This window comes from Mesorhizobium waimense, assembly GCF_003601975.1.
GTDB lineage: Bacteria > Pseudomonadota > Alphaproteobacteria > Rhizobiales > Rhizobiaceae > Mesorhizobium > Mesorhizobium waimense.
Map to the genome: position 1 here is coordinate 1 of NZ_QZWZ01000055.1, position 24,347 is coordinate 24,347.

At 58.6% G+C, this 24,347-nt stretch carries 19 protein-coding genes and 2 pseudogenes; 13 read left to right on the forward strand and 8 right to left on the reverse strand.

The window, feature by feature from the left end; genetic code table 11:
* Positions 1 to 202, reverse strand: a pseudogene (locus tag D3227_RS34735) (IS66 family transposase); the annotation flags it as partial.
* A 336-nt stretch (positions 203 to 538) separates the two neighbouring features.
* Between D3227_RS34735 and D3227_RS34745 the strand changes: the two are divergent.
* Both D3227_RS34745 and D3227_RS34750 read left to right on the forward strand, forming a co-directional pair.
* Positions 539 to 2,449 carry a competence protein CoiA family protein gene (locus tag D3227_RS34745; RefSeq protein WP_120018648.1) on the forward strand — a complete coding sequence of 637 codons (1,911 nt, stop codon included), beginning with the start codon at positions 539 to 541 and terminating at the stop codon, positions 2,447 to 2,449.
* Between the two features lie 111 nt (positions 2,450 to 2,560).
* Entirely contained in the window at positions 2,561 to 3,070 is a 510-nt protein-coding gene (locus D3227_RS34750) for a helix-turn-helix domain-containing protein (RefSeq protein WP_120018649.1), read from the forward strand.
* A gap of 74 nt (positions 3,071 to 3,144) precedes the next feature.
* Here D3227_RS34750 and D3227_RS44540 read toward each other — a convergent pair.
* A pseudogene (locus D3227_RS44540) lies at positions 3,145 to 3,276 on the reverse strand (DUF2958 domain-containing protein); the annotation flags it as partial.
* A 144-nt stretch (positions 3,277 to 3,420) separates the two neighbouring features.
* On the opposite strand from D3227_RS44540, the gene D3227_RS34760 reads away from it, so the two are divergent.
* The 4 genes from D3227_RS34760 (at position 3,421) to D3227_RS34775 (ending at position 6,417) form a co-directional block, all read left to right on the forward strand.
* Entirely contained in the window at positions 3,421 to 4,770 is a 1,350-nt protein-coding gene (locus D3227_RS34760) for a hypothetical protein (protein WP_120018651.1), read from the forward strand.
* The gene (locus D3227_RS34765) at positions 4,767 to 5,117 is read left to right on the forward strand and encodes an antitoxin Xre/MbcA/ParS toxin-binding domain-containing protein (protein ID WP_245452045.1); all 351 of its coding nucleotides are present in this window, start codon (positions 4,767 to 4,769) and stop codon (positions 5,115 to 5,117) included. The genes D3227_RS34760 and D3227_RS34765 overlap by 4 nt, the downstream gene beginning before the upstream one ends.
* Positions 5,118 to 5,120: 3 nt before the next feature.
* Positions 5,121 to 5,702 (forward strand): RES family NAD+ phosphorylase, encoded by a 582-nt coding sequence (locus D3227_RS34770; protein ID WP_120018652.1) that lies wholly within the window; start codon positions 5,121 to 5,123, stop codon positions 5,700 to 5,702.
* A 172-nt stretch (positions 5,703 to 5,874) separates the two neighbouring features.
* Positions 5,875 to 6,417 carry a hypothetical protein gene (locus tag D3227_RS34775; protein ID WP_120018653.1) on the forward strand — a complete coding sequence of 181 codons (543 nt, stop codon included), beginning with the start codon at positions 5,875 to 5,877 and terminating at the stop codon, positions 6,415 to 6,417.
* Between the two features lie 246 nt (positions 6,418 to 6,663).
* Here D3227_RS34775 and D3227_RS34785 read toward each other — a convergent pair whose 3' ends face one another.
* Positions 6,664 to 7,485: a hypothetical protein gene (locus tag D3227_RS34785; RefSeq protein ID WP_147377766.1), complete on the reverse strand. Its 822-nt coding sequence runs from the start codon at positions 7,483 to 7,485 to the stop codon at positions 6,664 to 6,666.
* Positions 7,486 to 7,648: 163 nt separating this feature from the next.
* On the opposite strand from D3227_RS34785, the gene D3227_RS34790 reads away from it, so the two are divergent.
* Positions 7,649 to 8,167, forward strand: a complete 519-nt coding sequence (locus D3227_RS34790) for a hypothetical protein (protein ID WP_120018655.1) — start codon at positions 7,649 to 7,651, stop codon at positions 8,165 to 8,167.
* A gap of 55 nt (positions 8,168 to 8,222) precedes the next feature.
* On the opposite strand, the gene D3227_RS34795 is transcribed toward D3227_RS34790, so the two are convergent.
* Together D3227_RS34795 and D3227_RS34800 are read right to left on the reverse strand one after the other, a co-directional pair.
* Complete coding sequence (locus D3227_RS34795) at positions 8,223 to 8,783, reverse strand: hypothetical protein (RefSeq protein ID WP_120018656.1); 561 nt, start codon at positions 8,781 to 8,783, stop codon at positions 8,223 to 8,225.
* Positions 8,784 to 8,978 (reverse strand): hypothetical protein, encoded by a 195-nt coding sequence (locus tag D3227_RS34800; protein WP_120018657.1) that lies wholly within the window; start codon positions 8,976 to 8,978, stop codon positions 8,784 to 8,786.
* A 203-nt stretch (positions 8,979 to 9,181) separates the two neighbouring features.
* On the opposite strand from D3227_RS34800, the gene D3227_RS34805 reads away from it, so the two are divergent.
* Both D3227_RS34805 and D3227_RS34810 read left to right on the forward strand, forming a co-directional pair.
* Positions 9,182 to 13,462: a hypothetical protein gene (locus tag D3227_RS34805; RefSeq protein WP_147377767.1), complete on the forward strand. Its 4,281-nt coding sequence runs from the start codon at positions 9,182 to 9,184 to the stop codon at positions 13,460 to 13,462.
* A 199-nt stretch (positions 13,463 to 13,661) separates the two neighbouring features.
* Positions 13,662 to 14,408, forward strand: coding sequence for a hypothetical protein (locus tag D3227_RS34810; RefSeq protein ID WP_120018659.1), 747 nt, complete (start codon positions 13,662 to 13,664; stop codon positions 14,406 to 14,408).
* A 22-nt stretch (positions 14,409 to 14,430) separates the two neighbouring features.
* On the opposite strand, the gene D3227_RS41985 is transcribed toward D3227_RS34810, so the two are convergent.
* Positions 14,431 to 14,592: a hypothetical protein gene (locus tag D3227_RS41985; RefSeq protein WP_167480993.1), complete on the reverse strand. Its 162-nt coding sequence runs from the start codon at positions 14,590 to 14,592 to the stop codon at positions 14,431 to 14,433.
* A 97-nt stretch (positions 14,593 to 14,689) separates the two neighbouring features.
* On the opposite strand from D3227_RS41985, the gene D3227_RS34820 reads away from it, so the two are divergent.
* Entirely contained in the window at positions 14,690 to 15,388 is a 699-nt protein-coding gene (locus tag D3227_RS34820) for a competence protein CoiA family protein (protein ID WP_120018661.1), read from the forward strand.
* 266 nt (positions 15,389 to 15,654) lie between these two features.
* On the opposite strand, the gene D3227_RS34825 is transcribed toward D3227_RS34820, so the two are convergent.
* Positions 15,655 to 17,022: a tyrosine-type recombinase/integrase gene (locus D3227_RS34825; RefSeq protein WP_120018662.1), complete on the reverse strand. Its 1,368-nt coding sequence runs from the start codon at positions 17,020 to 17,022 to the stop codon at positions 15,655 to 15,657.
* Positions 17,023 to 17,561: 539 nt separating this feature from the next.
* Between D3227_RS34825 and D3227_RS34830 the strand changes: the two genes are divergently transcribed.
* Entirely contained in the window at positions 17,562 to 18,563 is a 1,002-nt protein-coding gene (locus D3227_RS34830) for an ABC transporter substrate-binding protein (RefSeq protein WP_120018663.1), read from the forward strand.
* A gap of 527 nt (positions 18,564 to 19,090) precedes the next feature.
* Here the strand turns inward: D3227_RS34830 and D3227_RS34835 are convergent.
* On the reverse strand, positions 19,091 to 21,004 hold the full coding sequence (locus D3227_RS34835; RefSeq protein ID WP_120018664.1) for a tetratricopeptide repeat protein: 1,914 nt from the start codon (positions 21,002 to 21,004) through the stop codon (positions 19,091 to 19,093).
* A gap of 148 nt (positions 21,005 to 21,152) precedes the next feature.
* Here D3227_RS34835 and D3227_RS34840 point away from each other — a divergent pair, with 148 nt between their 5' ends.
* Positions 21,153 to 21,662, forward strand: coding sequence for a nuclear transport factor 2 family protein (locus D3227_RS34840; RefSeq protein ID WP_120018665.1), 510 nt, complete (start codon positions 21,153 to 21,155; stop codon positions 21,660 to 21,662).
* A gap of 574 nt (positions 21,663 to 22,236) precedes the next feature.
* Positions 22,237 to 23,976 carry an adenylate/guanylate cyclase domain-containing protein gene (locus tag D3227_RS34845; RefSeq protein WP_120018666.1) on the forward strand — a complete coding sequence of 580 codons (1,740 nt, stop codon included), beginning with the start codon at positions 22,237 to 22,239 and terminating at the stop codon, positions 23,974 to 23,976.
* The last annotated feature ends 371 nt before the right edge of the window (positions 23,977 to 24,347 follow it).

The window sequence follows — 24,347 nt, forward strand, 5'->3', positions numbered from 1 at the left end:
GATCGGCATCCTCACTCATGGCGCGGCTGTGACCTTTATGACCCGCCTTAGCGCCGCCAGGCTTTGCCCTGTCCCGACGCGCCTTGCGATCGCTCGAAGGTGGCTTGGACGACGTGCGCGATGTCTTCTCTGGCCGCTGTATCCGCAGCACCAGATCGATCAACTCTTCCTTCGTCAGACGCTGCAAATCAGTGCGATCCATATCCCCATAGATTCAGGGATTCTTGCCCCTGACAAGGGCGTGAGTAATTACCCGTACCGGGGGTGCGTGCCAGCTACGATAGCCTTAGTGAAATCGCACATCCGAATTGGTCCGGCGTCGCCGGACTATATTCTAAGCCCGACCCTCCACGGTATTTGACAGATTTCGGGCGCGGATTGAGGGATACAAAGGGCACCGTCGACATGATCGCCAATGCGCTGCTTGGCTCGCTCGGCTTGTTCGAACTTGCGTACAATCGAATATCCGAAGCCATGCCGGAATTCCTGGCGGAACTTGAACCAATTTGATCGAATGAACGCTCCCAGGTTGCAAGCCATGGCTCACGAGCAAGCGCAGAAGTCCTACGGCACCGATCGAGCGCAACTCGTCTACGGAAGGCGCCCCGACGGGACATTCGCTCATATTGGCGAGGTCGCGCGCGGGCTAGCTTGCGGCTGCGTCTGCCCGGCCTGCAATGGGCAACTGGTGGCCAGGCTGAAGGAGGATCACCGGGTGGCGCATTTCGCCCACCACGATGTTGAGGCGTGTGGAGGCGGTCCGGAAACGGTTTTGCACTTGCTGGCAAAGGAAGCGTTTCGCAGCAATCCGAAGCTAATCCTGCCAGAGCGGCTTGGGCTCGATAACAAGCGCCTTGTGATGAAGCCCAGCCTGGAGGTCGAAACCGAATTTCTTCGGCTCGAGTACAACGATCCCAAGACCATCATTCCCGACCTGTATGTTCGCGCACTCGGCTATGACCTGTTCGTAGAGGTCGCCGTCACCCATTTCACGGACAGCGCCAAAATCCAGCGCCTCAGGGAACACAAGATCCCCGCCGTCGAAATCGATCTGTCCAAGCTTCCGCGTGACTCGCTAAGGGATGCCATCAACGAGGCGGTACTGAAAACCGCAACTCGTCGGTGGCTCTATCATCCAGGCATCGAAGCTGCGCGGGCCAAGCAAGAAGCAGATGAACTCAAATGGCAGCAAGAACGGGGCAGGCGCGAGGCTGCCGCGACGGCCAAATACCGAAGCCGGGTCGAGCAAACAGCGGCAGCATACAGACAGGCATTGGCGAACCCGGTCGGCCGAGACTTCGTCGTCCCACGCGGGGTCGAGCTTCAAGCGATCGGTCTTGCAAAGTTTGTCGGCCGCGGCGTCCCGGGCTTCGCCTGTTTTTCCGAACCGCCGGCGGTATGGCAAGCCATCATCCTGGCCGAGGTCTTTCATGATCGCTGCCTCGGCAACGCCCAATGCAAAGCCGTGCCGATCGTCAACCATTTGGAAAAACGCCAGCTGATCCAAAAAGCCTTTCTGCGTGTGTCTGGCGAGGTGGCAGACGATGTCACGGCGATCGATGCCCGCTTCGCCCCGGCGTGGAAAGCGGTCGACAACTATCTGAAATATCTGCTCGGCGAGGGGGTTCTTACCCCGCAAGGCTTCGGTGTCACGCTCGCGCCGGCATTCGCTAACCGATGGAACGCGAGGACCCTGGCTGCAAACCAAAGAACCGCTTTGATTCAGGAGACCGTGCAGCGGGTAGGGTGGATACTTGGCGAGCTTCCCGAAGACGAACGCGCCGGCACAACGGTCGACCAGTGGCTGCAATCGATCCACCAGGAATCCGGATTGACCTATGACAAGGCACTGCGCTCGGAGGTCGAGGCGCCCAAGATCATCGGCGAAATCGCAACCATTGTGCAGATGCTGGAAGGAAACGGTCCTCTTTTCTATGGGAGCGCAGGGCTGCCTATCGGCAATGCGATTTCCCGCCGCAAAGCCAAGATGGAAGAACAGGCCGAAGTACGGCGCCAACGGCAGCTGCTGGAAGCAAGTCGCCTTCGTCACTCGCGGCGTGATCGTTTATGTGTCGATGCGGAAACGGAATTGAACGGCGAGGATCGAAGCGCGTTCCTGCACACCAAACGGGCGGACATGAGCGATATGTCGCCCGTGGAGCTGGCTGAAGACAGCGAGTCCGGATTGACCCGCGCGCGGGAGGCTCTCTCGGTCTTCGTTAGGCAGCGCCGTGGGGAAGCCGAGGCCGCGGCCGAGAAAGCAGCCTATCAGGACAAGATCCGCGAGCTGGCAGAAGCGCGACTTCCCCCTGCGGACGCGATTGCGTTTTTGAAGGCACGTGAAGACGATATCGGAGCCCCGCTGCAATACGTCAAAGACGAACGGACGTTTCAGAAGGCCTGTGCGAAACTCACGCAATGGGAGAACCAGTTCGGAAGCCCGTTCTGAGATCCACGGGCTGTCCGCGAATCTTTGGGACGCAGGAGAGAGATGGCTATTGAAAAATAGGGCAACCTCATACATATTGTCTGACATCAGCCAATATTGAGGCCATTCACCATGATGATATCCGCTGCGCAATGCCGCGCCGCCCGCGCGCTGCTCGATTGGAGCCAGGACGAGCTCGCGCAGAATGCGCAGGTCGCCCGGGCGACCATCGCCGATTTCGAGCGCAATGTCAGACAGCCCATGCGCAACAATCTGATTTCCATGGTCAGCAGCCTCGAGGCCGCAGGGATGGCCTTCATTGCCGAAACCGAGGACGGCGCCGGCGTCGGCGTGAAGTTCCGCAAGGTGGAGCTCGAATACTCCAAGAGCCTGCGGCAGGCGTCCGACGGCCTGATCCTGCCGGTGCGCTACAAGGGCACAGCGTTGTCGGTCTACATCTCGCGCGACTTGATCGACGACATCGATCGGACCAACTATCGGCCGGCCGACCGGCTCGCTGCGGTGCAGAAGCATTTCCCCATCTTCCTGCGCGCCACGGAGGAAGCCATCCTCAAGGGCAAGGTGTCCAGCGACGCCAAACTCCTGCTCTCATACGATGATTTTCCGGACGGCACCTTCTGATGCAATTTCAGAATAAGAAGGCGCCGCTGTAATGGCGCCTTCTCACATCCATTAGGCAACGACATGCCCGACACTGCAGCCTCTTCAGCACAAGCTGAGAGCGATTTGTTCGGCCGGAAGTGCAGATCGCGCTCGATCGGCAGGTGCATGCTGCCGCGCATTTCTTTCAGCTCGCTGAGACGTTCAATTGGTCCGGTGCTGAACATTTAGAGAACGAAGATGGCGAAATATCGGTTTAAAATCCAATGGCGCGGCTGCTAGAGGGATACAAAGAGCTTGCCTTTAACGTTTTAGTTTCATATATCTGAATTGTGAAACGAAAACGTCACAAGGCGAGTTAGGCTCTTCACGTGGAAAATGTTATCCCCTTTCCCTATGCGGTTGCACCGGTCCAGCCGGTCGGTCATTTCATCCGTCTCGGTGAATCCGGCTACAACAAGCTTGCCGATTTGCATGCCGCGGGACGGTTTCCGGCGACGCGCCTTGTCGTGGACGCCTCACGCATCAAGCACCAAAGGGAGCTCATATCGGCATTGCGCGCCGACGGCGCCGAGTTCGTGCTTGATACGAAGGTGGCCGAGCTTTCTGTTTTGGAGAAGTTTGCAGGCTATGCGCGTCACGCACCATGGTCCGCGATGGGGCAGAGCAGGCCCCTTGCTCCTGAACATTTCGATCCGAAGCATGCCGGTGACATTTTCGGGCAGATCGCGCGCATGGCCGTCGAGTATGGAATGGATGCCGTGCTGGCGCCGAGCCATTTTCTCGGTGATCCGACTTTCGCCGGGTGGTTTAAGATTGATCGTGCCTCTTGCCTAGCGTTGCGCAACGCGCTCGACCGCGAAGGCGGCAACCATATCGCCGTCGACTACCAGCTGATCGTACCCCACACGAAGCTCAATGATGATGTCACCCGCAGTGAGATTCTCGATGGCTTGCACGATCTTGCCTATGACAATCTTTGGATTCGCGCATCGGGATTCGGACATAGCTCGGGTCCGCTGGCGACGCGCGGCTTCATCTCGGCTCTCACCGGATTGCACAATCTCGGCAAGCCGATCGTCGCGGATTACCTGGGCGGGCTGAACGGTCACGCAGCTTTGGCTTTCGGAGCGATCTCGGGGCTGTGCCACGGCATCGGCGAGAAGGAAAGCTTTGACGCGCGTTCGTGGCATTTGCCGGTCGAGAAGTCGGAAGATGGTAATTTCGGCCGGGCGACCCGGGTGCAGATTTCCGGCATTGACCGATCGGCGACGGTACCGGAATTAGAGCTTATGGCGAGTGCCTACGGGGCACGCCAGTTGGTGACGTGCTGCGATCGGGCGTGCTGTGCACATGGCCTCAAAAGTACACTGGCCGACCCGCGTCAACATGCGGCCTACCAGAGCTTCACCATGATCGCGGAACTCGCCTCCGTGCCCGATCATAATCGCGCAGGGCATTTCCTGAACGGGCGCATGGTCGAGGTTGACCGCAAGGCGCGCCAGGTGAAGGATTTGAAGTTCGATGTCGCGAAGGCCGCTGAGCGAAACATCGATGTGGCAAAATTGACCAAGCGGCTGACCGATCATAGCAAGCAGGTCGGAAAAATGCGACTGACCCTTGAAGATTTACACGAAAGCCGGGCAGATGGCGCGCCACGCGCGCGGCCGATCGCTCAGCGCGGCAACGGACAACGACTAGGCATAGCAGGTTCCAGATGAGTATGGTTCAAGAGGGCGCAGTCGTCCGGTTTTTAGGAGAGCTGCAAGATCTTGGCGGTCTCAAATACTCGGATATCGCCAACATAACCGACGTGTCCAAGGCGACCGTCTCGCGGTGGAAAGCAGGCTCGATAAAGCCCCACCCGCGCAACGAACTGATCCTGTCAGATCTGCACTACATCGTCGGGCGTTTGCAGGAATATTATACGGCGGATGAGATTCGCTCCTGGCTATATGCGCGTCACCCGCAGCTCGATGGGCAACGGGCGATCGAGCTCATCAATCAGGGCAAATCGATCGAGGTGCTACAGATTCTCGATCGTCTCGAGGCCGGGGCGTATCTGTAACCCATGACAAGGAAGACAACGCCTCGGGACAGCAGACTCATCGATGCTCTGGAGGTGTTCCCCCATACGCCGCTTGTGACCACCGCATGGCGTGTGGTGCGCGATGGGCGCGACGTAACCCAATGCAGCGCATCCGGCGGGCGATGGGACGACTGCACGTTTGATGTTCTCTACACATCGCTAGCGCGCGACGGAGCGATCGCCGAGATGTATTTCCATCTCCTGCGAGGACAGCCGGTTTTCCCGTCCAAGGCCCAATTCCGACTCTATGAACTCACCGTGTCGTTGAGCGAGGTGTTGCGGTTGCCCACGTTACCTGAGCTTGCGGCGCTTGGCCTCGATACGAGTCGCTACGGACAACTTTCCTACGCTGAACGCATGCTGGAATATCCTCGGACACAGGAAGTCGCGGAAGTAGCACATTTCATGGATTTCGACGCTCTGATGGTGCCGAGCGCCAGATGGCCTGCTTCGAATTTGGTGATTTTCTGCGACCGCCTCGCAGCCGACAGCTTAGAGGTCGTCCAGGATCACGGCCTCATCGACTGGTGGGTATGGCAGCGTGCGAACAAAGTGGCACTGTGACCCCCTACATGCACCCGGCCATAGCCGGGGATGGTCGTATGCGGCAGTGCTGTTCCGACTGGCGATGCTGCCGTCGCCCCTGCCGAAATCGCGCTTCGCTACGACATCTAGCGCACGATAATTCCACCCCTATAAGCGAGGCTCCCCTTCCGATGGTTGCGCGATAGTACCCATGGCAAAAACAAAGAAAAATCGCGACGTCCATCCGCCGGAGCTGGTGCAGCAGTTCTTCGCTCGCAGCGACTATCTCGACACCATGGTGCTGCGCCCCTTAAGCCACATCACCATGAATTGGGAAGCAAGCTGGGATGGTGAGTCATATAGTCCTGAGGCAGGGAGTTTTGCGGGCGACCTAAACGAGATCATCGAACAAATTGCCGACTCTCCACGACCTGATCGCTACCATGACAATGAAGACAGATTGGCCGAAAGAGTGATTGCAGAGCTGCATTGGCCCATCCAGAAAAAAGGTGGGCTGTGGGTAGGTGCGGACTATCAGTCGATCCTGGAACAGGGCGCATTCAGTGATCTGGGCCAGCGGGAACTTGCTACAGCAGCGGCCGGCCGGGTGCATATGGCGCTGGATTTTGACCAGACACATTTTGACGACATGGACGATGGTCACATGGCAATGCTGGCAGGACCAATGACCATCATGATCTACCATCGCTATTGCGACGGTTCGTCGGTGATGATGCCGGACGAGGACGAATAGGCTGAACGACGCTGGCACGGTCGTTATCTTCTGAGCCTTTGGTGGCCCGCAACGGTCGGGCAGGTGGATCGCACGCCCTGCGCCTGGCACCAGGCGAGAAACTGGCCGACATCTTTGGCATAGGCGCGACGGTGTTCGGATTGCGGATATGAGCAGTGAAGAATTCCAGGAAGCGCCAGCGGGCGCGCTCGCCGGCGGCGTCGACCAGGACGGGAACGGACGGGACTGAAAACGCTACGAGTTGGGTCATGCCCGACCCCACGCATCAAATCTTCGAAGCAGGAGGGCAGCTGTCAAAAGCACCACGTGTAGCCGAAATGTGCTGTCGTCGGGCTCTGAGAGCCCCGGATGCGGCCCCGCTGGCGCCAGCCGCTTGAACAGGCCATTGAGGAACCCTCTGCCGTCATTGTCCCATTCGTTGAGCGCAACGCTGAGAAAACCCGCCGCTGCGAGCTTGGTCCGCCGTGGCTGGCCGCTGGCTAGTACAGCTGCAGATGGATCGATTTTCCCCGCCATCTCGTCGAGTACCGAATCGAGAAAATTGCGAAGCTGTCCATTCGCACTGGCCCATTGGCCTCGCGCGTGAGCGTCGAGCGCCTGGTCTAGATGTCCCTTCGCGGTGGTGAAACCGTGTCGATCGAGCAGCACCGTCATCTCGGACTGAAGCTGTGGCATGCCAATATCCTCGGGCAACGTGCGGCGCAGCTTGCCTGCCATGACTACATAGTCATCCTGCGCCAAGGCATGCTTGAGCGGTATGTAGACAGGGTGAAGAGTGACGGGTTCAGACCAAGGGTATTCCGGCTCTTCGGACGGCATGTGCCGGACCGCTCTTTCAACCAGGACGTTTTCCAGCAGGCCGCCGTCGACCTGCTGCTCGGGGTTAGCGTCCACAAACGCCTTGAGGTCATTCATTCGCTTCTTGACGCTGAAGCCGTCGCTCCGAAGCTGGCGATAGACGTCCGGTCCGAATTCAATAAATAGCGCGCTAGTTTCGGCCTGCGTTGAAACCGATTCCAGAACGTCGATCGCCGCGAGCACCGTGCGACGGGAAAAAAGCGCCCCCATTAGAATCTCTTCCATAGCTGATAATAAAATACGTTTTCATAGCCTAATGTGATGGGCGAAGGGAGACACGTGTCTTCCTTCGCATTTTGGCCGGTCACCGGTATTGACATAAGGTCGCCAAATATACGACATTATGTCGTTATATTGATGACAGGAGATTCTGATGGCTGGGCTGGAGACACCCGAAGACATTTTCGATCGTAAGCCGACCCCGGAAGAGCTGACGCAAAAATTCAACGCTGCGCTCAAGGAACTGATGCTCACACCGGGCGACCTTGCCACCTTCATGGATAAGAACCGCGACTATCGCGAAGGCTCGGCGACTATCCGGGGTATCCAACGGATGGTGTCGGGAGAAACCCGGGTCTCGGGCGAGATGATGGTCATTGTGAACATGCTGTTGCGCCAGCATCGCCGCCTGAAGGCGCGCTATCCCGATCTCAAATGGGAGCGGAATCCGCATGGAGCCTATTGGGCTCAGGTCGAGGACTGGTACGTCTATATCTCGCCACAGACGCGCGGCCGTTGGATTCTTGTCTGCAGTCATGGGTCGAGTCCCAAGGATTACAGCCCGCCGTTCGGCCGCTGGCTCGACTCGCTCGAGGAGGCAAAGGCCAAGGCGCTTGTCTGCGTCGAAGAGGGCATGAACAACCTGGCCGAATTTGATTACGAAGCTACCTAAGGTGCGGAAGGCGAGGCTTCGCTATTTCGCTGGCTGTTGCTGCAAGTGGCATCGATTAGATGGGCTCCAAGCCGAGCAAGTTTGTCCATCCTCGACCAACATTACCCATGATGGCACTGAGTGACCGAGTGCCCGCGTGCGTGGCAATGACAATCTGCGGCACGCCAGTCGGCAGCCCTTCCGCAAAAATCGAAGGCGCGGCGTGAGAAATCTCGATGACACGGTTTCTTTTAGGCACATGCAGGATGGTTGGCGAGTTCAACTCGGCGTGCTTGATGGCATCCGCGACTTCGCCCAGAATCTTGTGATCGTCAGGTCTCGGGTCGCCATTGGCCGCCACGGTAGCGTTCGATATCAGATGGCGCGCAGCCCCTTTGTCTGCAGCTAGCGGCTTGATAGTCGCCAAGGCTTTGCGCTCTAAGGCAACCTCGGCGAAATGGTAGAGGAAAATGGCGCCTACCATACCGAGACGCAGGGTCTCATAGCTCACGTTCCGCGCCAGCTTGGCGTTATCTCCCGCAATAATGTGCTGCAGCGAATCCTCGCTGTCGATGAATCCGCGAACAGAGGGGAGGACCAATCGCTCCCAATGAACGTCTACCGCGAGGCCGCCCATCTACCTGTAATGTTCCACAATCGCTGCGTCATAATACAGGGCCCACTCTTTTGCATCGGCCCGCGCTTTGGCGATTTCTGCCTCTCTATCTCCATCGCCCCAATAATAGTAGCCGAGTGGGTTTTCCCGCCCTGTCACGGTATTGCTCTCTCCGTCGTGGACGCTGATGTGGATTACCTGCTCTTCCGCAGTCATCTATAGGTGCTCCGGTTCCAAACAGTGGTGGATGTGCCTCGCCTCCTTCGAAGCTCAGTATTAGAGCTTGCAGGTTATACTGCAGCACTTATCGTTGCGCCATGAGTGGCAATTTTGTCGATCTAGACCGTAGATTTCGTATCGTCTCGCGTGAGGAGGCGAAAACACCATCACTTCTATTCGACCCTCGTCTTGGCGGCCCCTTGAGCTGGCCGGACCTCAAGAACCGAAACCGAGTAGTCGTTCTGGCGGAAGCCGGCAGTGGCAAAAGTTACGAGCTCAAAGCCCAGTGGCAGGCTTCGGTGAAATCTGACGAATTTGCCTGTTATGCCACGGTACAAGATCTCGGCCGAAGCGGCCTTATGGACGCTCTGGGCGCCGATGATCTTCGAAGGTTCGAAACCTGGAAGGCGGAAGCTGGATCGATATGCTGGTTTTTCATCGACTCCGTCGACGAAGCGAAAGATGAGGGTGTGCGATTCGAAACCGCCCTGCGTAAGTTCTCCAAAGCTATCGCGGGATTCGAGGACCGTGCCCGCGTGGTCATTTCCGGTCGCTTTACCGACTGGGATTTCATCGCGGATCGCAATTCGATGGATGAGTGGCTTTCGATCCCGCGCATGCCGCCGCCACCCGAACCCAGCTATCAAGATGAAATCCGCGCCACACTCCAACACAAGGCGCCCGAGAAGCCGCCCGAGCACGAAGACGACGTGTCAGTCTTCTTAATGATCGGGCTCGATGAGGCACGCATTCGGCTCTTTGCCAAAAGCGCCGGCATTGGCGACCTCGATTCTTTCATGACAGCGCTCGACGACGGCAACCTTTGGCATTTTGCAAGCCGTCCGCTCGATCTCGAATGGATGGTCGACTATTGGCACGATCATGGTCGGTTCGGGACACTTGCGGCGATGCTGGAGGCGAGTATCGATGCGCGGCTTGTAGACCCCAAGCCGGCGAGAAAACGAAACGACACACTTAGCACGGCAGCGGCCAAGAGTGCGCTCGAACGCATTGGGGCGGGCCTTCTTCTGTGCGGCAAAGATGCCGTACGCGTTCCCTCTGAAAGCTTCAGCGCGACAAGTGCCGACAACGCACTGCCTCTCGACCGGCTTCTGCCAGATTGGCAATCCGACGCGATGATGCGGTTGCTTGGCAGACCGGTATTCGACCCTGCGACCTTGGGGCGCGTGCGGCTGCATAACGACAACGAGGGAACGGTCCGGAGCTATTTCACCGGGCGATGGCTTGCCGGCCGTCTTGCCGCAAATTGCCCTCCGCAGCAGATAGATGACCTGCTTTTCGTTGATCTCTACGGATATCAGCTCGCCCGTCCCGACATGCTCGCCACAGCGGCATGGCTGTCAATATGGAACCCAAGAGTGGCGGAGAAGCTCATCGCGAGAAATCCGCTTGCACTCTTGACGCTTGGCGACCCAGGGGCATTGCCAGTTGCCACACGCAGCAAGGCAATCGAAGGTGCTCTTCAGGATGGCGAACATATCGACCGGCGAAACGTCTGGCTCGAGCAAGATTCGGTTCGCCGACTGGCGCACCCGGCCTTTGATCCTTTGATCCCTACTTGGTGGACCCGATATGGAGGCAGTCGCGACGCACGTCACCTACTGCTGAGATTGATTTGGCTGGGCAAGCAAGCTGGCGGCTTGGATATCGCTCGCACGCAGGCATTCGACACTGCGACCGACACAACATCACAACTCTTGGCGGGCAGAGCGCTGCTTGCGGTGGGAACGCCTGCAGATGCCGTCACCTATGCCGACTACATCGTCGATCAGGCGGGAGCATTGGCGCGGACGGTAGTGCTCGGCGCCCTTGATGTTCTCTTTCCAAAGTGGATTTCGATCGAGCGTTTCTTTGGGGTCATCGATGCAATTGGTGTCACCGACGAAGGAGGTATGGCGACGCTCTATCCGTTGGGGCAAAAGCTGGGCGAGGCGCTGCCGAGCGAGACCGATCTGTCTGCTTTCCTGGCTGCCGTTCTGCAGCGCATAGGCCCGATCAACGACGAACACGAGGAGTCCGTCTTTGCCGGCGCATTCGCTTCGGCGGCTGTAACAGTGGCTGCACGCCTGTTACAGATGCATCCCGATAGCGTTCCAGATATTGTCGTCGATCTTGTCTTGCGACTGCATAACGATTCTTCATATCGCGGGCGCGATCAGGAAGAACGAGAACTGGAACGAGCAATCTGCAGCACGCCTGGCCGGCGCCGTCAGTCATTTTGGCGTGCCGTGCATGTGCTTCGCGATCACCCTTGGATCAGGAACAACGACATCTCAATTGGGCATTTGGCGATGTTTGGTTGGCAAGGCCAATTGTCTCGTGATGACGTAGGCTGGTTGGCTGACGACGCAACAGGAAAGGAAGAAGAGCGTGACCGTCGGCTGGCGTTTAGTGCTCTCCACGCCGTCTGGCGCGACCAGGGCCAAGATCCGACGGTAGCTGGAGCCTTAGAGAAGATTGGTAAGCAGGACTCAAGCCTCGGGGAGCTCCTTGCAGCATGGCAATCGCCGCCGCCCGAGCCTCCGGAGCGTTTGGCTATGATGAAACGGCTCCAAGCAACGGAGGAAAAGAACAAGATCGCACGCGAAAAGCGAGACAGCAGTTGGATAAGATTCATCGAGGAACTGCGCTCGGACCCAACGATCCTGGACAGGCTTCATCCAACCACCGACACTACGGCTGACAGCCGGCTAGTTGATCTTTGGCGGTTTCTGTCCTCGCGGATCCGAGGCCGATCTCATTACGCGATCGACGATCTCTCTTCGGTCGAACCGATCTTTGGGACTGAAGTTACGGAGAAGTTTGCCACGGTATTGATCAATTTCGCCAACGCTTGGACGCCTCTGCTGCCAAGCGAACGACCGCCTGAAGAGCAGCGGAAGATTTTTAGCTTCGAAAGTATGGGCTTGGCAGGCATGGCGCTCGAAGCAGCGCGAACCTCGAATTGGGCGCAGTCAATCGACGACGACCGTGCTGAGAAAGCCGCGCGTTATGCCATTCTGGAATTGAACGGCTTCCCTGACTACCTGGTGCGGCTCGCCGAGGCAAAACCCGCGATCGTGCGCAAGGTTCTTGTCGCCGAAGTGAATTCACAACTTGCGACGGGCGATCCGTCGGAACATGCGATTCTTGACCGTCTAGCCTATGGCGACGCCAAGCTTGCTCGATTGGTGGTGCCTGATCTTGAACACGCAATGTCCGACGAAGCGACCTTTCCAACACCTCTGCTGCCCAAGGTATCGGATGTCATCATCCGCGGCCTAGCTGTCGCCACGACTTCCCTCTCCGATTTAGTGCGGGGCCGAGCAGCCGCGGCGCAAGATCCGAAGACAGTGGCGTACATGCTCTCGATTCTCGCGGCGATTAATGCGGACCTGGCCATAGACGTGCTGCGCGAAAGGTTTGATCAATTCGACGAACAATCGCGCATGATGATGTGCAGTGTCCTACTGCCTCGACTGTATGCCGATCGCTACCACCAGGATATGGGAGTCGCTCACCACATATCTTTCCCAAAGCTCGAGGAATTGGTTTCGCTCGCTTTCGATGGCATTCGCCCTGAGAACGACATTAGCAGACCTAGCGGCGAGGTCTTCTCCCCTGATTGGCGCGACAGCGCTCAAGACGCTCGAAATGCCGTGTTTAATCGGCTAGAGAGCACGCCCGGCGAGGCCACCCATGCCGCGTTGATACGCCTTTCGCGGAAAGAGGGCTTTGCCATACCACCGGACAGGCTGCACACGCTCGCGCGGCGCCACGCCGAAAATGATGCCATCCTGGCGGCATGGCGGCCCGAGGACGTGGTGATGTTCGAGACGGCGTTCGACCGCCCGCCCTCGACAACGGCGGACCTGCAGCTTCTCGCCCGCCGACGCGCGGAGCGCATCGACCATGATCTTCGCCATGACAGATTCTCGCAAGCAGACACGGTCCAGGCGCTGCCAGACGAAAATGCCGTACAACGGTGGTTTGCCGACCGGTTCGAAAGCTTGCAAGGGAATGCCTACACGGTTGTGCGCGAAAGCCACGTCGCTGACGAAAAAGAACCGGATATCACACTGACGAGCCGTATCAGCGGCGTTACGCTTCCTATCGAGATTAAAGTGATCGACGGCATGAGCGTCACCGAGATGGAAGCTGCGCTCGAAACTCAGCTGTGCGGGCAATATTTGCGTCACGATGGAGCACGGCACGGAATCTTGCTGTTGGTGCACCAGAAGCCAAAATCGCAAGGGTGGATCCTGCCTGGGTATTCCGGGTTTGCATCCCTCGCGACCGTATTGAAACACCTCGACGACAAGGCGACCGAGATTCGCTCCCGATCACCTGATGGGCCGCAGCCCATTGTCGTATGCATCGATGTTTCGACGATTTCGCCACGTCGTAAGAAGCCGGGAGCGAGAAGCGAAACATCGCCAAAGAAGGCGAACGTGCGACTTAAACATCGCGTAAGGCCTTGACGCCGAGGCCCTAAACCTGCGGATTCGCCGGCGCGGACCTTGCTTTGGGTTGCGGCAGTTAGCAAAGCGCAGAGGACCCGACAACGTCGGTCGCCTTGGAAGTGTCCGGTCACAGCGGTGATCCCGAATACCAATTCTGGTTCGGACTGCTTAAAGCGGCCATATCGGATGGGCTTAGCCCACAAGCTACGGGTGAAAAATGACCTTGCGAGAAGCTATTTGCGACAACATCTTCGCGCGGGGCCTGCTGGAGCGTTGCGTTGGCGAAGCACCTAAGTTTCAGAACCCTGTGATCAACGCGTTCTACGAGTGGCAAACTCTGCTAACGGGAGTTTTCGCCCTGATCGGGGCTTATTTGCTCTGGGTCCAGATCCGTGACCAACAAAAACAATCTCTCCTGGCAAGAGATCAGGTTACCCTCGAACGAAGCCGCGAGAACCTGACAGCCCGTATTGGCCTACCGCACGCGCTTGCTGATCTGAACAGGTATTGGAAGGCATGCCTCGAAGCATGGGAAAGAGAAGATGCCGATGGTCGACCTAAGCCACCGCCCACGCATGCGCTAAGAACGGTAATGGCATCGGCCGTCCTGGTTGACGACGAGACGTTTGTCAGCATGCAAGAATTAACTATCAACGCGCAGGCGTTCGAGTCGAGAATTGATCAGCCCAAGGGGGAGCGGGCGATCAATTTCTATGAAACCATGGTCGTTGACATTGCACGGCTGAGTTATCTCACCAACCGCCTCTATGATTTTGGCCGGAGGAGAGCTGAGCGGGTATCTTATGTGCCACCTACCCGTGAACAGCTTGAAGGCGAACTCGGCCGCGATCTTCGTATCTATACGTCAGACAACGAGATCGCCGTGCGGATTCAGAAGGCAATGGATCAGGAATTTGGCAAGAGGCGAAACGGGCGCGATGTTCCGAATGGCACCGACGGGTGACCTTTCGCGACCAGAAGGAATTTCACCGAATAGCTCGCAACCGCTGACGGATCGCCTCCGCTCGCTTCTTGAGTTCAGCAAGTTCTGCAGGCGACAGGCGAGAAGATTTCAGCTTCTCCTCGATCTCGGCGATTTCATCGTGAAGGGCATTTTTCTCTTCCTGGAGAACGTGATTGTAGGCCATCGTCCCACCTTTCATTTGCATAGACCGTAGCATCGCAAAGAATTACCGAATCGTACCAATTCGATGAAGGCGGACGCCGGAGCGCAAGGAACTTCAAATGCTGTACGCATGGATCGATGGGGTCAAACGGCCGCCCCTCGCTAAGGGTGAGCACACGACATGCCCCGATTGCGGAGGCGCGCTGACTTCGGTCATCCCAGTCGAGAACGTCCCGCATTGGCGCCACAAGGCGGGAGACTGTGATCCTTGGAGTGAATCCGAGGGACAGTGGCATCTGGGCTGGAAAGATCAGTTCGATCTAAGATGCCGCGAAATCAACCTAATCGATTCTATGACAGGGGAGCATCACAGGGCCGACGTGCTTTGCGGTGCCAGCACAGCGCGTGCGACGGTTCTGGAGCTACAGCATTCCTCAATTTCCGAGGAAGAGCGAGCTGCACGGGAGGCTTTCTATAAGAAGGCACATCGCATGTTCTGGCTCGTGCATGTCCACAACGAGTCAACCTTTGCAGGATATAGCTTTGGCTTCTCGCTAGATTTCAGCAAGCGTATTCAGGTTATCGAAGGGCAGACCTATGCCATCATGCGGTGGATGGGCCGCAGCAAACAATTTATCGAGAAATGGAAGCGTGCGTCCGCGCACGTCTTCTTTGATTGGCAAGGCCATATTTTCTTCCTCGCTGGCGATGCCTTGGCGCGGCGCCTGACAGGCGGTACGCCCCTTCAGAAAGGTGAATTCGCGCTCTGCGCGCTGACGCGTGAGCAGTTCATTCGCGCAGTCCATTGGGCTGACTGAGCGGGGCTCGCACACGACGGCCGCCACCGCTCAGTCAAGGTTGGACTAAATGCCCATAGGCCTCAACCACCATCGGTCTGCACGAAGTTTGCCTAGACTAGTGAACAGGGAGTAGCCGCGCGCATTGCATCCCAATGTCGTCATCAACTCCAATCCGGAATTATCGACGACTCTCGGCCAACTTTGCACCAGCCTTCGTTCCGGGATCGACTTTTGTTCGGCCCTTAGCTTCCGCAGCGACAGCCAAAGGTGGCACAATTCCTGGTCTAGGCAGCTCTGCGCAAGGCCTCCCCGTCAGCGTCCCGTTTGGCGGCCTCTATTGTCTGTTGTGTAGCGCGTGGACCGAGCCAGGAACGAACGGCTGCCTCCTTGGCGATCAGATTGCCTAAGGCGCCAAACATCGTGCTGCTGATTGCCTGCTGCTGCGCGCGCAGGTGGTCCTCGAGCAGCTTATGACGAGAAATGTAACCTGCGTTAACGCCCGGAATGGCATGGTTCATCAATAAACGCGCGTCGAACTCCGAGACACCGGCCGGCGTCGCCAGGGTCCGGAACGTCTGCCGCAAATCATTACCCCACTTGGCGAGGACGTCCCGGCGCTCCTTCTGTTCGGCCAAGTGCCCGCTGCCACTATCCGCTGGGAATAGCCAGTCGTTGGCCTGGAGAGGATAGCAATGCCGGTTAAACCGGATCACTCGCACAAGGCATGAGATCATTTGGCGCGACAGCGGAATGTCGAAGGCATGGTCTGCGCCGCCCTTAGGACGCGGAATGTGCAGGACCCGGCGGCGGAGGCTGAGATCCTTCGGCTTCGCCTCCATCAGGGCCGTGGGCCGGCATCCCGAGAGCAGGGAGAATAGATGGTACTCGCGGCGAATGGGATTGGCTAACGCCGCGACTTGCCGGAACCAATTTGGCAAGTCGCCCAGTCCCATCGCGCTGTTTCTGCGTTCTTCCGAGTTCCAATCAACGACGCTAGCTGGGTTGTCGGCTGGGAGATAGCGATGCGCCTTGCGCGCATGGTTATAGATAGCGCGCAGCGTCCGCATGCTGCCATTCGCAATATACGGACCATGCTCGTTCGTGATTTCGTCGTGCTTGGCAATGACCTTGCCGGGATCGTCGCCCAGCTCCCGCAATGGGATGTCGAGCCAATTCCTAAAAAGGCGCTCCACGTGGTCACGATAACCCTCGATCGTTCCTTTGCTCCGGCCTTTCCGGATGAGATGAGCGTCGCAATAGCGCTCCCACGCCTGCCTTAGGGTGACACCTTCCGGGGCGTTATCAGGTCGTGCTGCCTCATTCCGGTTGACCAGTGAGGTATCGTTTCCATGCGGTGGAATGTCTTTGGGATGGGGGTGCTTCCCTTTGGAAATCTGCGCGAGGTATGTCTTTGCTGTTGCGCGCGCCTCGCGTGTAGACATCGTCTCCCCGTCGCCGATCCGTACTGAGATTGATGCAACGCGCTTGCCATCCTTCCGCAGGTCTCCTTGAACGGCGAATGTCTTGCTTCGCCTGCCGACGATGACGTGGAAGCCTCTAAGCTGGGTGTCGCGGGCGCGATACTGTCCCGAACCAGGCGCCTTAAGGTCGCTAACTGTCTTGTCGTTGATGAGGATACGGATGTCGGCCATAGTGCGATTCCTGCAAGTTTAGTGCTTGCCGGCCAGAAAAGTCAGCCGGTTTTTCAGCCGGTTTTAGACTCGCATGGGATCAGATAGTGTGTCCACGCCAAAATGCGCGGTTCTGCGCAAATAACTGAAATGAAAGATGCATTTATGACTATGGAGAACAATTGGATACTCTCGGCGAATCACAAAAGTAAACTACGAATCTGGGGGTCAGGAGTTCGAATCTCTTCGGGCGCGCCAAATTTCCACCACTCCAGAACAAAACTGGGCACTGGGGTCGGCTTTCCGACTCCAAGCAGAAACTCGCCCGTCCTCCGCTGAACTTGCGACAATGACCCCAAGCCGACATAGGCCAATCTCGATTGCTGCTTCAGCTCGCGATTTGGCGTATCATCTTCACGTCACAGGCATCGCTTGATACGCAAGCGTGCGGTGATCCTCGCAGCCGAAGGCCAATGGCGAAGGACGGGGGCGGAAGGCGCTCCGCCCGCGCGAAGATCTGAGATTGCGAGGGGCTGGGACTTACCGGAGAGGAGGCTTTCATGCCGATCGTGCAGAGTCGTCGTCGCTTTTTGGCTAGCGCCTCAGTGGCTGGCGCCGCTGGCTTCGTTGGTGGGTTCAAATCGCTTCATGCGGAGCCGACGCCAGAGACCCCCATCATACGCATTGAAAAGGCCCCCGGAGGCATTTGTGTCGCCCCGATGTTCGTTGTAGGCGAGCTGCTCCGCGCAGAAGGCTTTGCCGAGCTTCGTTATGTTCCGGTGCAATCGGCGGAGCTGACCAAAGCCACTGCGCAGGGCGAGGCGGACTTCAGCCTGACGTTTGTGACAACCTTCGTCGCTTCAATAGACGCTGGGAACCCAATCACCGTATTGGCGGGAGTGCACCCCGGCTGCTTCGAGCTGTTCGTAAACAGTCGCATTCAGAGCGCCCGTGACTTGAAGGGCAGGAGTGTGGGCGTGCCGTCGCTCGGATCCCCGCCACACCGGTTCTTGAGCGTTATCGCAAGTCAGGTCGGGCTTAGCCCCAGCGCCGACATCAATTGGGTCACGAGTACTTCGGCGAAGCCGATGGAGCTGTTCGCCGAGGGGAAGATCGACGCATTCCTTGGCTTTCCACCCGAGCCACAGGAACTGCGCGCGCGGGGCGTCGGTCGTGTGCTTGTTAACAGTGCCTTGGACAATCCATGGTCTCAATATTTCTGCTGCATGTTGGCGGCAAGCACGAATTTCGTCCAAAGTTATCCGGTCGCCACCAAGCGCGTGTTGCGCGCTTTTCTCAAAGCAACCGATCTCTGCATGACTGAACCGGAATGGGTTGCTCGGCAGATGGTCGATGGTGGTTTCACTGCGCGGTATGACCATGCGCTGCAGACACTGAAGGACGTACCCTACAACGCGGAACGCGACCCTGAGGATACGATCCGCTTCTACGCGTTGCGGCTCCACGAAGCGGGCCTGATCAAGTCGAGTCCCAAGACGATTATCGCCAACGGCACGGACTGGCGCTTCCTCAACGAACTCAAGCGCGAACTAAAGAACTGAGAATGTGAGAGTCGAATGGCGGCTTCTGGCGCTCCTTGCCCGTTGAGATTGACGAAGGAAATGGCAGTTTCCATCCAAAGCGGACCGCCGCTACAGTTATTAGATAGCACAAACAATGACATACGAGTGCCCAGTTTCATCCTGTCGGGCGCGCCATTCTGTAATGTGCATTCCAAAGCCGGATAGTTGAGGCTTGCCTCAAAGGCTTCAGTTGATCCGAAGCGACCTCTTGCGCGTGCAAGCGCTCTCTTCTCCGCTGGAATAGATCGACACGGCCTCAGACACTGAGCATTGAATATCAGCGTTACAGACCACCACGGTCCATCAATCTCGACCGCGGCCCGCCCGAACGGCACAGCCTCGTTCGAAATTTGGATGGTCTTCGCGGGAGGAACTGATCCCCAGCATCGCGCGCCTCCAAGCGGCCGTCGTGCCGATCTCCTGAAAGGAACAGCTCCCGGCCGGCGTGACCCACAGGTGCATCGACCGGATCCATCGCTCCGCAGAGGGGTGGGTGACCGCTCAACCTAAGGCGGAAATCGCATCCGGCTCACGAGTTCCGTAAATCGTGGATCGGGCCGCAGCGCGTTCCAGCGCGGATCAAGGCGCAACCAGACCAGCCAGTTCGACCTCTCATCGAAGGCTTTGTTGAGCGAGGCGAAGGCTTCGTCGTCTTGACCAAGGCCGGCATGGATGAGCGCAATGCCGTAGGAGGTCACAAACCGTCGGCTTGACAGTTGTTCCAGTTCAGTGAGCGCCTGAAGAGCAAGCGTGGGTCGTCCGGCCGCGCCGGCAACGAATCCCCGTGCTGCAATCGAGACGGGCCAATCGCGGACGCGGTCCTCGACCCGATGAAATGCACTGAGCGCCTCGTCGAACTTGCCCAGCTCCTGGTAGGCCCGGCCAAGCCAGAGATGCGCGGGTGGAAAATCTGGGTTCATCTCCAGCACGAAGTTCAATTGCTTCACCGCCTCTTCGTACTGTCCGGTGTAATAGTAGTAGAATCCAAGGTCGGTGTTGACTGGCAGCGAGACTGGATCACGCTGCTGCGCGAACTGAATTTCGCGGAATGCCTCCGTGGGCCGGCCAGCGGCCAGCAAATAGATACTGTACCATTGGTGTGACGCCGCGTGGTTCGGATCAAGCGCGATCGCGCGCTGAAATGCCGTCTCGGCTCCAACCCAATCCCACTCAAAATACAATTTTACGAAGCCTAGGGAAGCGTGCGCCTCGGCCAGCGTTGCATCCAACTCCAGCGCCTTTGTGGCGTGGCGCTTTGCTTCAGGAAAGGTCTCCGCCGGAGAGAGATAGCTCAGATAGCCCAGGATCGAATAGGAGTCCGCGAGCCCCGAATAGGCAGCCGCAAACTCCGGATCGATCGCGACGGCGTGTCGAAACCGTTCGATGGCCCGTTTCAAGGCGGCTTCCGATCTCTGGCCCCATTCGTGGCGGCCTTGGAGATAAGCGCGATAGGCGTCCGCGTCGTCGGTGACGGGTCGGGCAATCCGCCGAGTCTCCTGATCGGAGAGCGGAAATCTCAATGCGCGTGGGAGATCCTGCAGAATTCTGGTCTGCAAATGAACCAGTTCGGATACGTCGCCTTGGTATCGAGCGCCCCAGATCTGGGAGTCAAGGGCGACGTCGACTAGGTCAACCTGTATTCTCAGGTCAGTGCCTTGCTGCGATATGGTTGCGGTCACGACCGCCGCGACGCCGAGCTCAAGGCCGGCGTCCTTTGGTCCGACGGCCGACCCTTTGAAGCGAAATGCGCTGGCCCTGGGTGCGACGCGCAGGCTCTGCAATTGCACGAGCCCATTGAGTATGGCTTCGGTCAGACCATCGGCCAAGTAATTGTTGCCCGAACTATCACTGGCGAAAGGCAGCACGGCCACCGAGCCGAACGGGACATTGGTGTTTTCGGGCTGCGCGCGCCACAGCGCGATCGCCCCGATCGCGACGCACACGACGGCGGCGGCAAGGATCGCCCACCCTCGATGCGTGACCCCGCCGAGGTGTCGCGCGGCACCGATCGGCGCAACAGGTTGCGAGTTCGGCGCGGCATCAAGGTCGTTGTCCGCGGATTCGACGCGCAAGATCGAGGCCGGTGCCGCCTCGCGCGCCACGACCGGCGCTACAAGGCGGTAGCCGCGGCCGGGCACCGTCTGGATAATTCCGTTCCCGTTGTCCCCGCGCCCCAAGACCTTGCGCAGAGCCGAGATGTTCACCGTCAGGTTCGTCTCTTGCACGAAGGTGTTGGGCCAGACCTCCTGCAACAGCTCGTCCTTGGTGACCAGATGCCCGCTATGGCGGACGAGAACAACGAGCAGATCGAAGGCCTTGCCGGTCAGAGGGACAGGTTCCCCATCGCACAGCAACAGGCGCTCCTTGGGTACAAGGACGAAGTCGCCAAACGCGAAGGCCTGATCCTGCAAGGCGTCCATTAGGGCAGCTTAGGGAATCTTCAGGAAAAACTTAAGGGATTTCCAAGGACGCCGGCCGCCTGCGCCTGGATGATTGCCTCTACGCCGGAACGGGCGGTCACGCCGAGCCGGATGGCGACCCTCACACGCAGGAAAGGGAGAGCGGACTATGAATCGCGTAGTCAGCAAGACTGGTCGGATCGGCCTGTTTCACAATCACATCGCAAGGCGCTGGGCCGCATGCATCGCGCTCATGCTCATGTCCCTCATGATCAGATCCGCTGTCGCGGCGCCTGAAGATGAGGTGCGAGCAACGTTCGATCGCTTCGTCGCCGCTCAAAACGCCCACGATGTCAAGGCGGTGGAATCTCTGCTGCTGGGCTCGCCGAGTTTTCTCTGGATCACGCGCGGAACGCCGGTCTGGGGGGCGGATGCGGCGCTCAAGCGCTTCGCTTCGCTCTATGAGGGGACGTGGCGTCTCGATCCCGAGGTTTCAGGCTTGAAAGTTATGATGATCGGAGATGGGGCGGCGCAAATCTACATCCCGATCAACTTCACGATCGGTGCACCGGGCCAACAGCCGCAACCAATGCGATTCCTGATGAATATGGTGCTGGCCAAGACGCCGGGCGGCTGGAAGGTCTCAAGCATCCTGCCGATACCGGCGCCGGCGCAATAGTCCGGCGACACGGCCCCGAGCCGCCGCTCGACCGCACTCGGCAGTCAAGGCGCGAGCGCGGCTGCCGGGCTACTGGCCGAAGACGGCGGTGACCGAGGATTCGTGGATGCCGCCGACGGTGCAAAAGGTGAACTAAGGCAGCGTCCGCCGTCAAGAGAGGTGCCGAACAGGCGGGTGCCTTCGTGTATCTGGGGTTCAGCATTGATCCTGTCCGAGACGGCATCAGCCTAGGCCGAAATTCGTTAGCCGGCTGCCTTGCCCATCCCGACGGCCACCGCGTTACAGCCGGTTTCGTGGACGGAGACAGCTGCGCCGCGCTTGCCTTGCGTTTGCAAATGCCTCGCAGCAACAATGACATAGCAGTGCCCAGTTTCATCCTCTCCGGTGCGCCAATCGGGATGTACATTCCAAATCGTGTCAGCGTGACGTCCGGGTTCTGACACTCAAAGGCGGCCCTTCACTCGAATGACCGAGTCGCCAAGGAAACATCCAACTGCACGCCGGTTGCGGTTTATGGTCGAAGCTGCGACGATTGAGACGCACAGCCAACCGGACCATACGCTGGAGGGCGCCTATGCCAAGTGTTCGGGTGGAGCGGCGGCTCGCTGCGATCATGGTCGCCGACATCGTGGCCTACTCGCGCCTGATCGAAACGGACGAGGCGCGCACGCTCGCCGCGATCAGAGTTCTTCGCTCAGAGGTATTGGACCCGCTAATCGCAGATCATAGGGGCCGTATCGTCAAGCTGATGGGCGATGGCGCAATCGTCGAATTTGGCTCCGTTGTAGATGCCGTAGCGTGCGCGGTCGCAGTGCAGGAGGGGGTGACCGTCCATCAGCAGGAGGTCCCGCCCGAGAGTCGTATCGTGTTCCGCCTCGGCATCAACGTTGGTGACGTTGTGGTGGAGGGAGGTGACCTGCTCGGGGATGGCGTGAACATCGCCGCGCGACTTGAGGCACTGGCCGAGCCTGGGGGCATATGCATCGCAGATGCCGTGCAGAAACAGCTGGCCGGCAAGACCGGCTTCGCCTTCGAGGATATTGGCGAGCGCACGCTAAGGAACATCGCACAGCCGGTCCGTGTCTGGGGCTGGGCCAAGGAACCGGCCAGGGCTGCAGCTAGCACACCGTTGCCCGTGCCCGACAGGCCGTCCATCGCTGTGCTCCCCTTCGACAATCTCAGCGGCCAGCTCGAAGAGACATACTTCAGCGACGGCATCACCGAAGACATCGTCACCGGACTGGCGCACTTCCGCTCGCTGTTCGTGATCGCCCGCAACTCCTCCTTCGCCTTTCGCGGCAAGGCGACCACCCTCGCCGAGATCGGACGGCAGCTTGGCGTGTCATATCTTGTCGAAGGAAGTGTGCGGCGGGCCGGGGCACGCGTGCGGATCACCGCGCAGCTGATCGAGGCGGCGACTGGGGCGCATCTTTGGGCCGAGCGCTACGATCGCAGTATCGACGACGTCTTCACGGTGCAGGACGAAGTTGCGCAGACCATTGTGTCGACGCTGGTCGGGCGAATTGAGGATGCGAGACTTCAGCAATCGCTCCGAAAGCCGACAACCAGCCTTGCCGCCTACGACTGCTTGCTGCGCGGCATGGCCCACTTTCGGAGTGACGCGGACACTGCCAATCAGCAAGCCCTCGAGATGTTCGAGAAGGCGGTTGCCCTCGATCCCAGGTATGCCGTGGCGCATTCGTATCTCGCATTCGTGAAGGTGGTACTGCACGGTCACGCCGCCGCACCGACCGAGGTGCTGGACGCGGCGTTCACCGAGGCAAAGCACGCGATCGAACTCGACCCCCTCGAGAGCCGCTGCGACCGAATACTGTCGACCATCTGTCTCTACCGTCGTGAGTACGACATGGCCGAGCAATATCTCCGGCGGGCATTCGACCTGAACCCAAATGATGCAGATGGACTGATTATGAAGGGCCGCTTGCTGGCCTTTCGTGGCAGACCCGAAGAAGCACTGGTTTGTCTGGAGGCTGCTCGTCGCCTCAACCCACTACACTTTCGCTGGTACGATGTTCACTTCGGCATCGCCCTTTATTCGCTTCGGCGCTTTGCAGAGGCCGCGCAGGCGTTCAAGCAGATGACCCTGCCGAGCTCGTGGTCGAGTGCACGGCTGGCGGCCTGCTACGCCCAGCTGGAACGGACCGCAGAGGCACAGGTAGCGGTGGCGGAGGTGCTGCGGTTGCAGCCCGAATTCTCGACGGCCGAATACATGCGCAAGAGCGTCCTCCTCGAACGCGCCGATGACCGGGAGCTTCTCCGCGAAGGGCTCATCAAGGCGGGATTGCCGGCATGAGTGGGCTCGCCTGTGTTTGAATGACCGCCTAGGCGCAAGGCGGACCTTCCGCTCCAAGCGGTGATCTCAGAAATCGAGAGGCGCAGCAATGACATAGCAGTGCCCAGTTTCATCTCGTCCGGTGCGCCATACAACCAATTGATATCGCTTATCTTTCTAAGATTTCGCTCCAGCTCATACCGGCTTATTTTCCGAAATTAAGCCGGTTTTTAAACCGGTTTTGGATGACCGGCGGCATCCGGCTAGGAAATCGCACTCCCGCGCGAATAGGGATCTGTACAAACTGCGGTCCGCCCGGCCGCGGACTTCGAGTCTCTTCGGGCGCGCTCAGAGGTATGGGTCGGAAGCGGAGTGCTGCTCAATCCGGCATC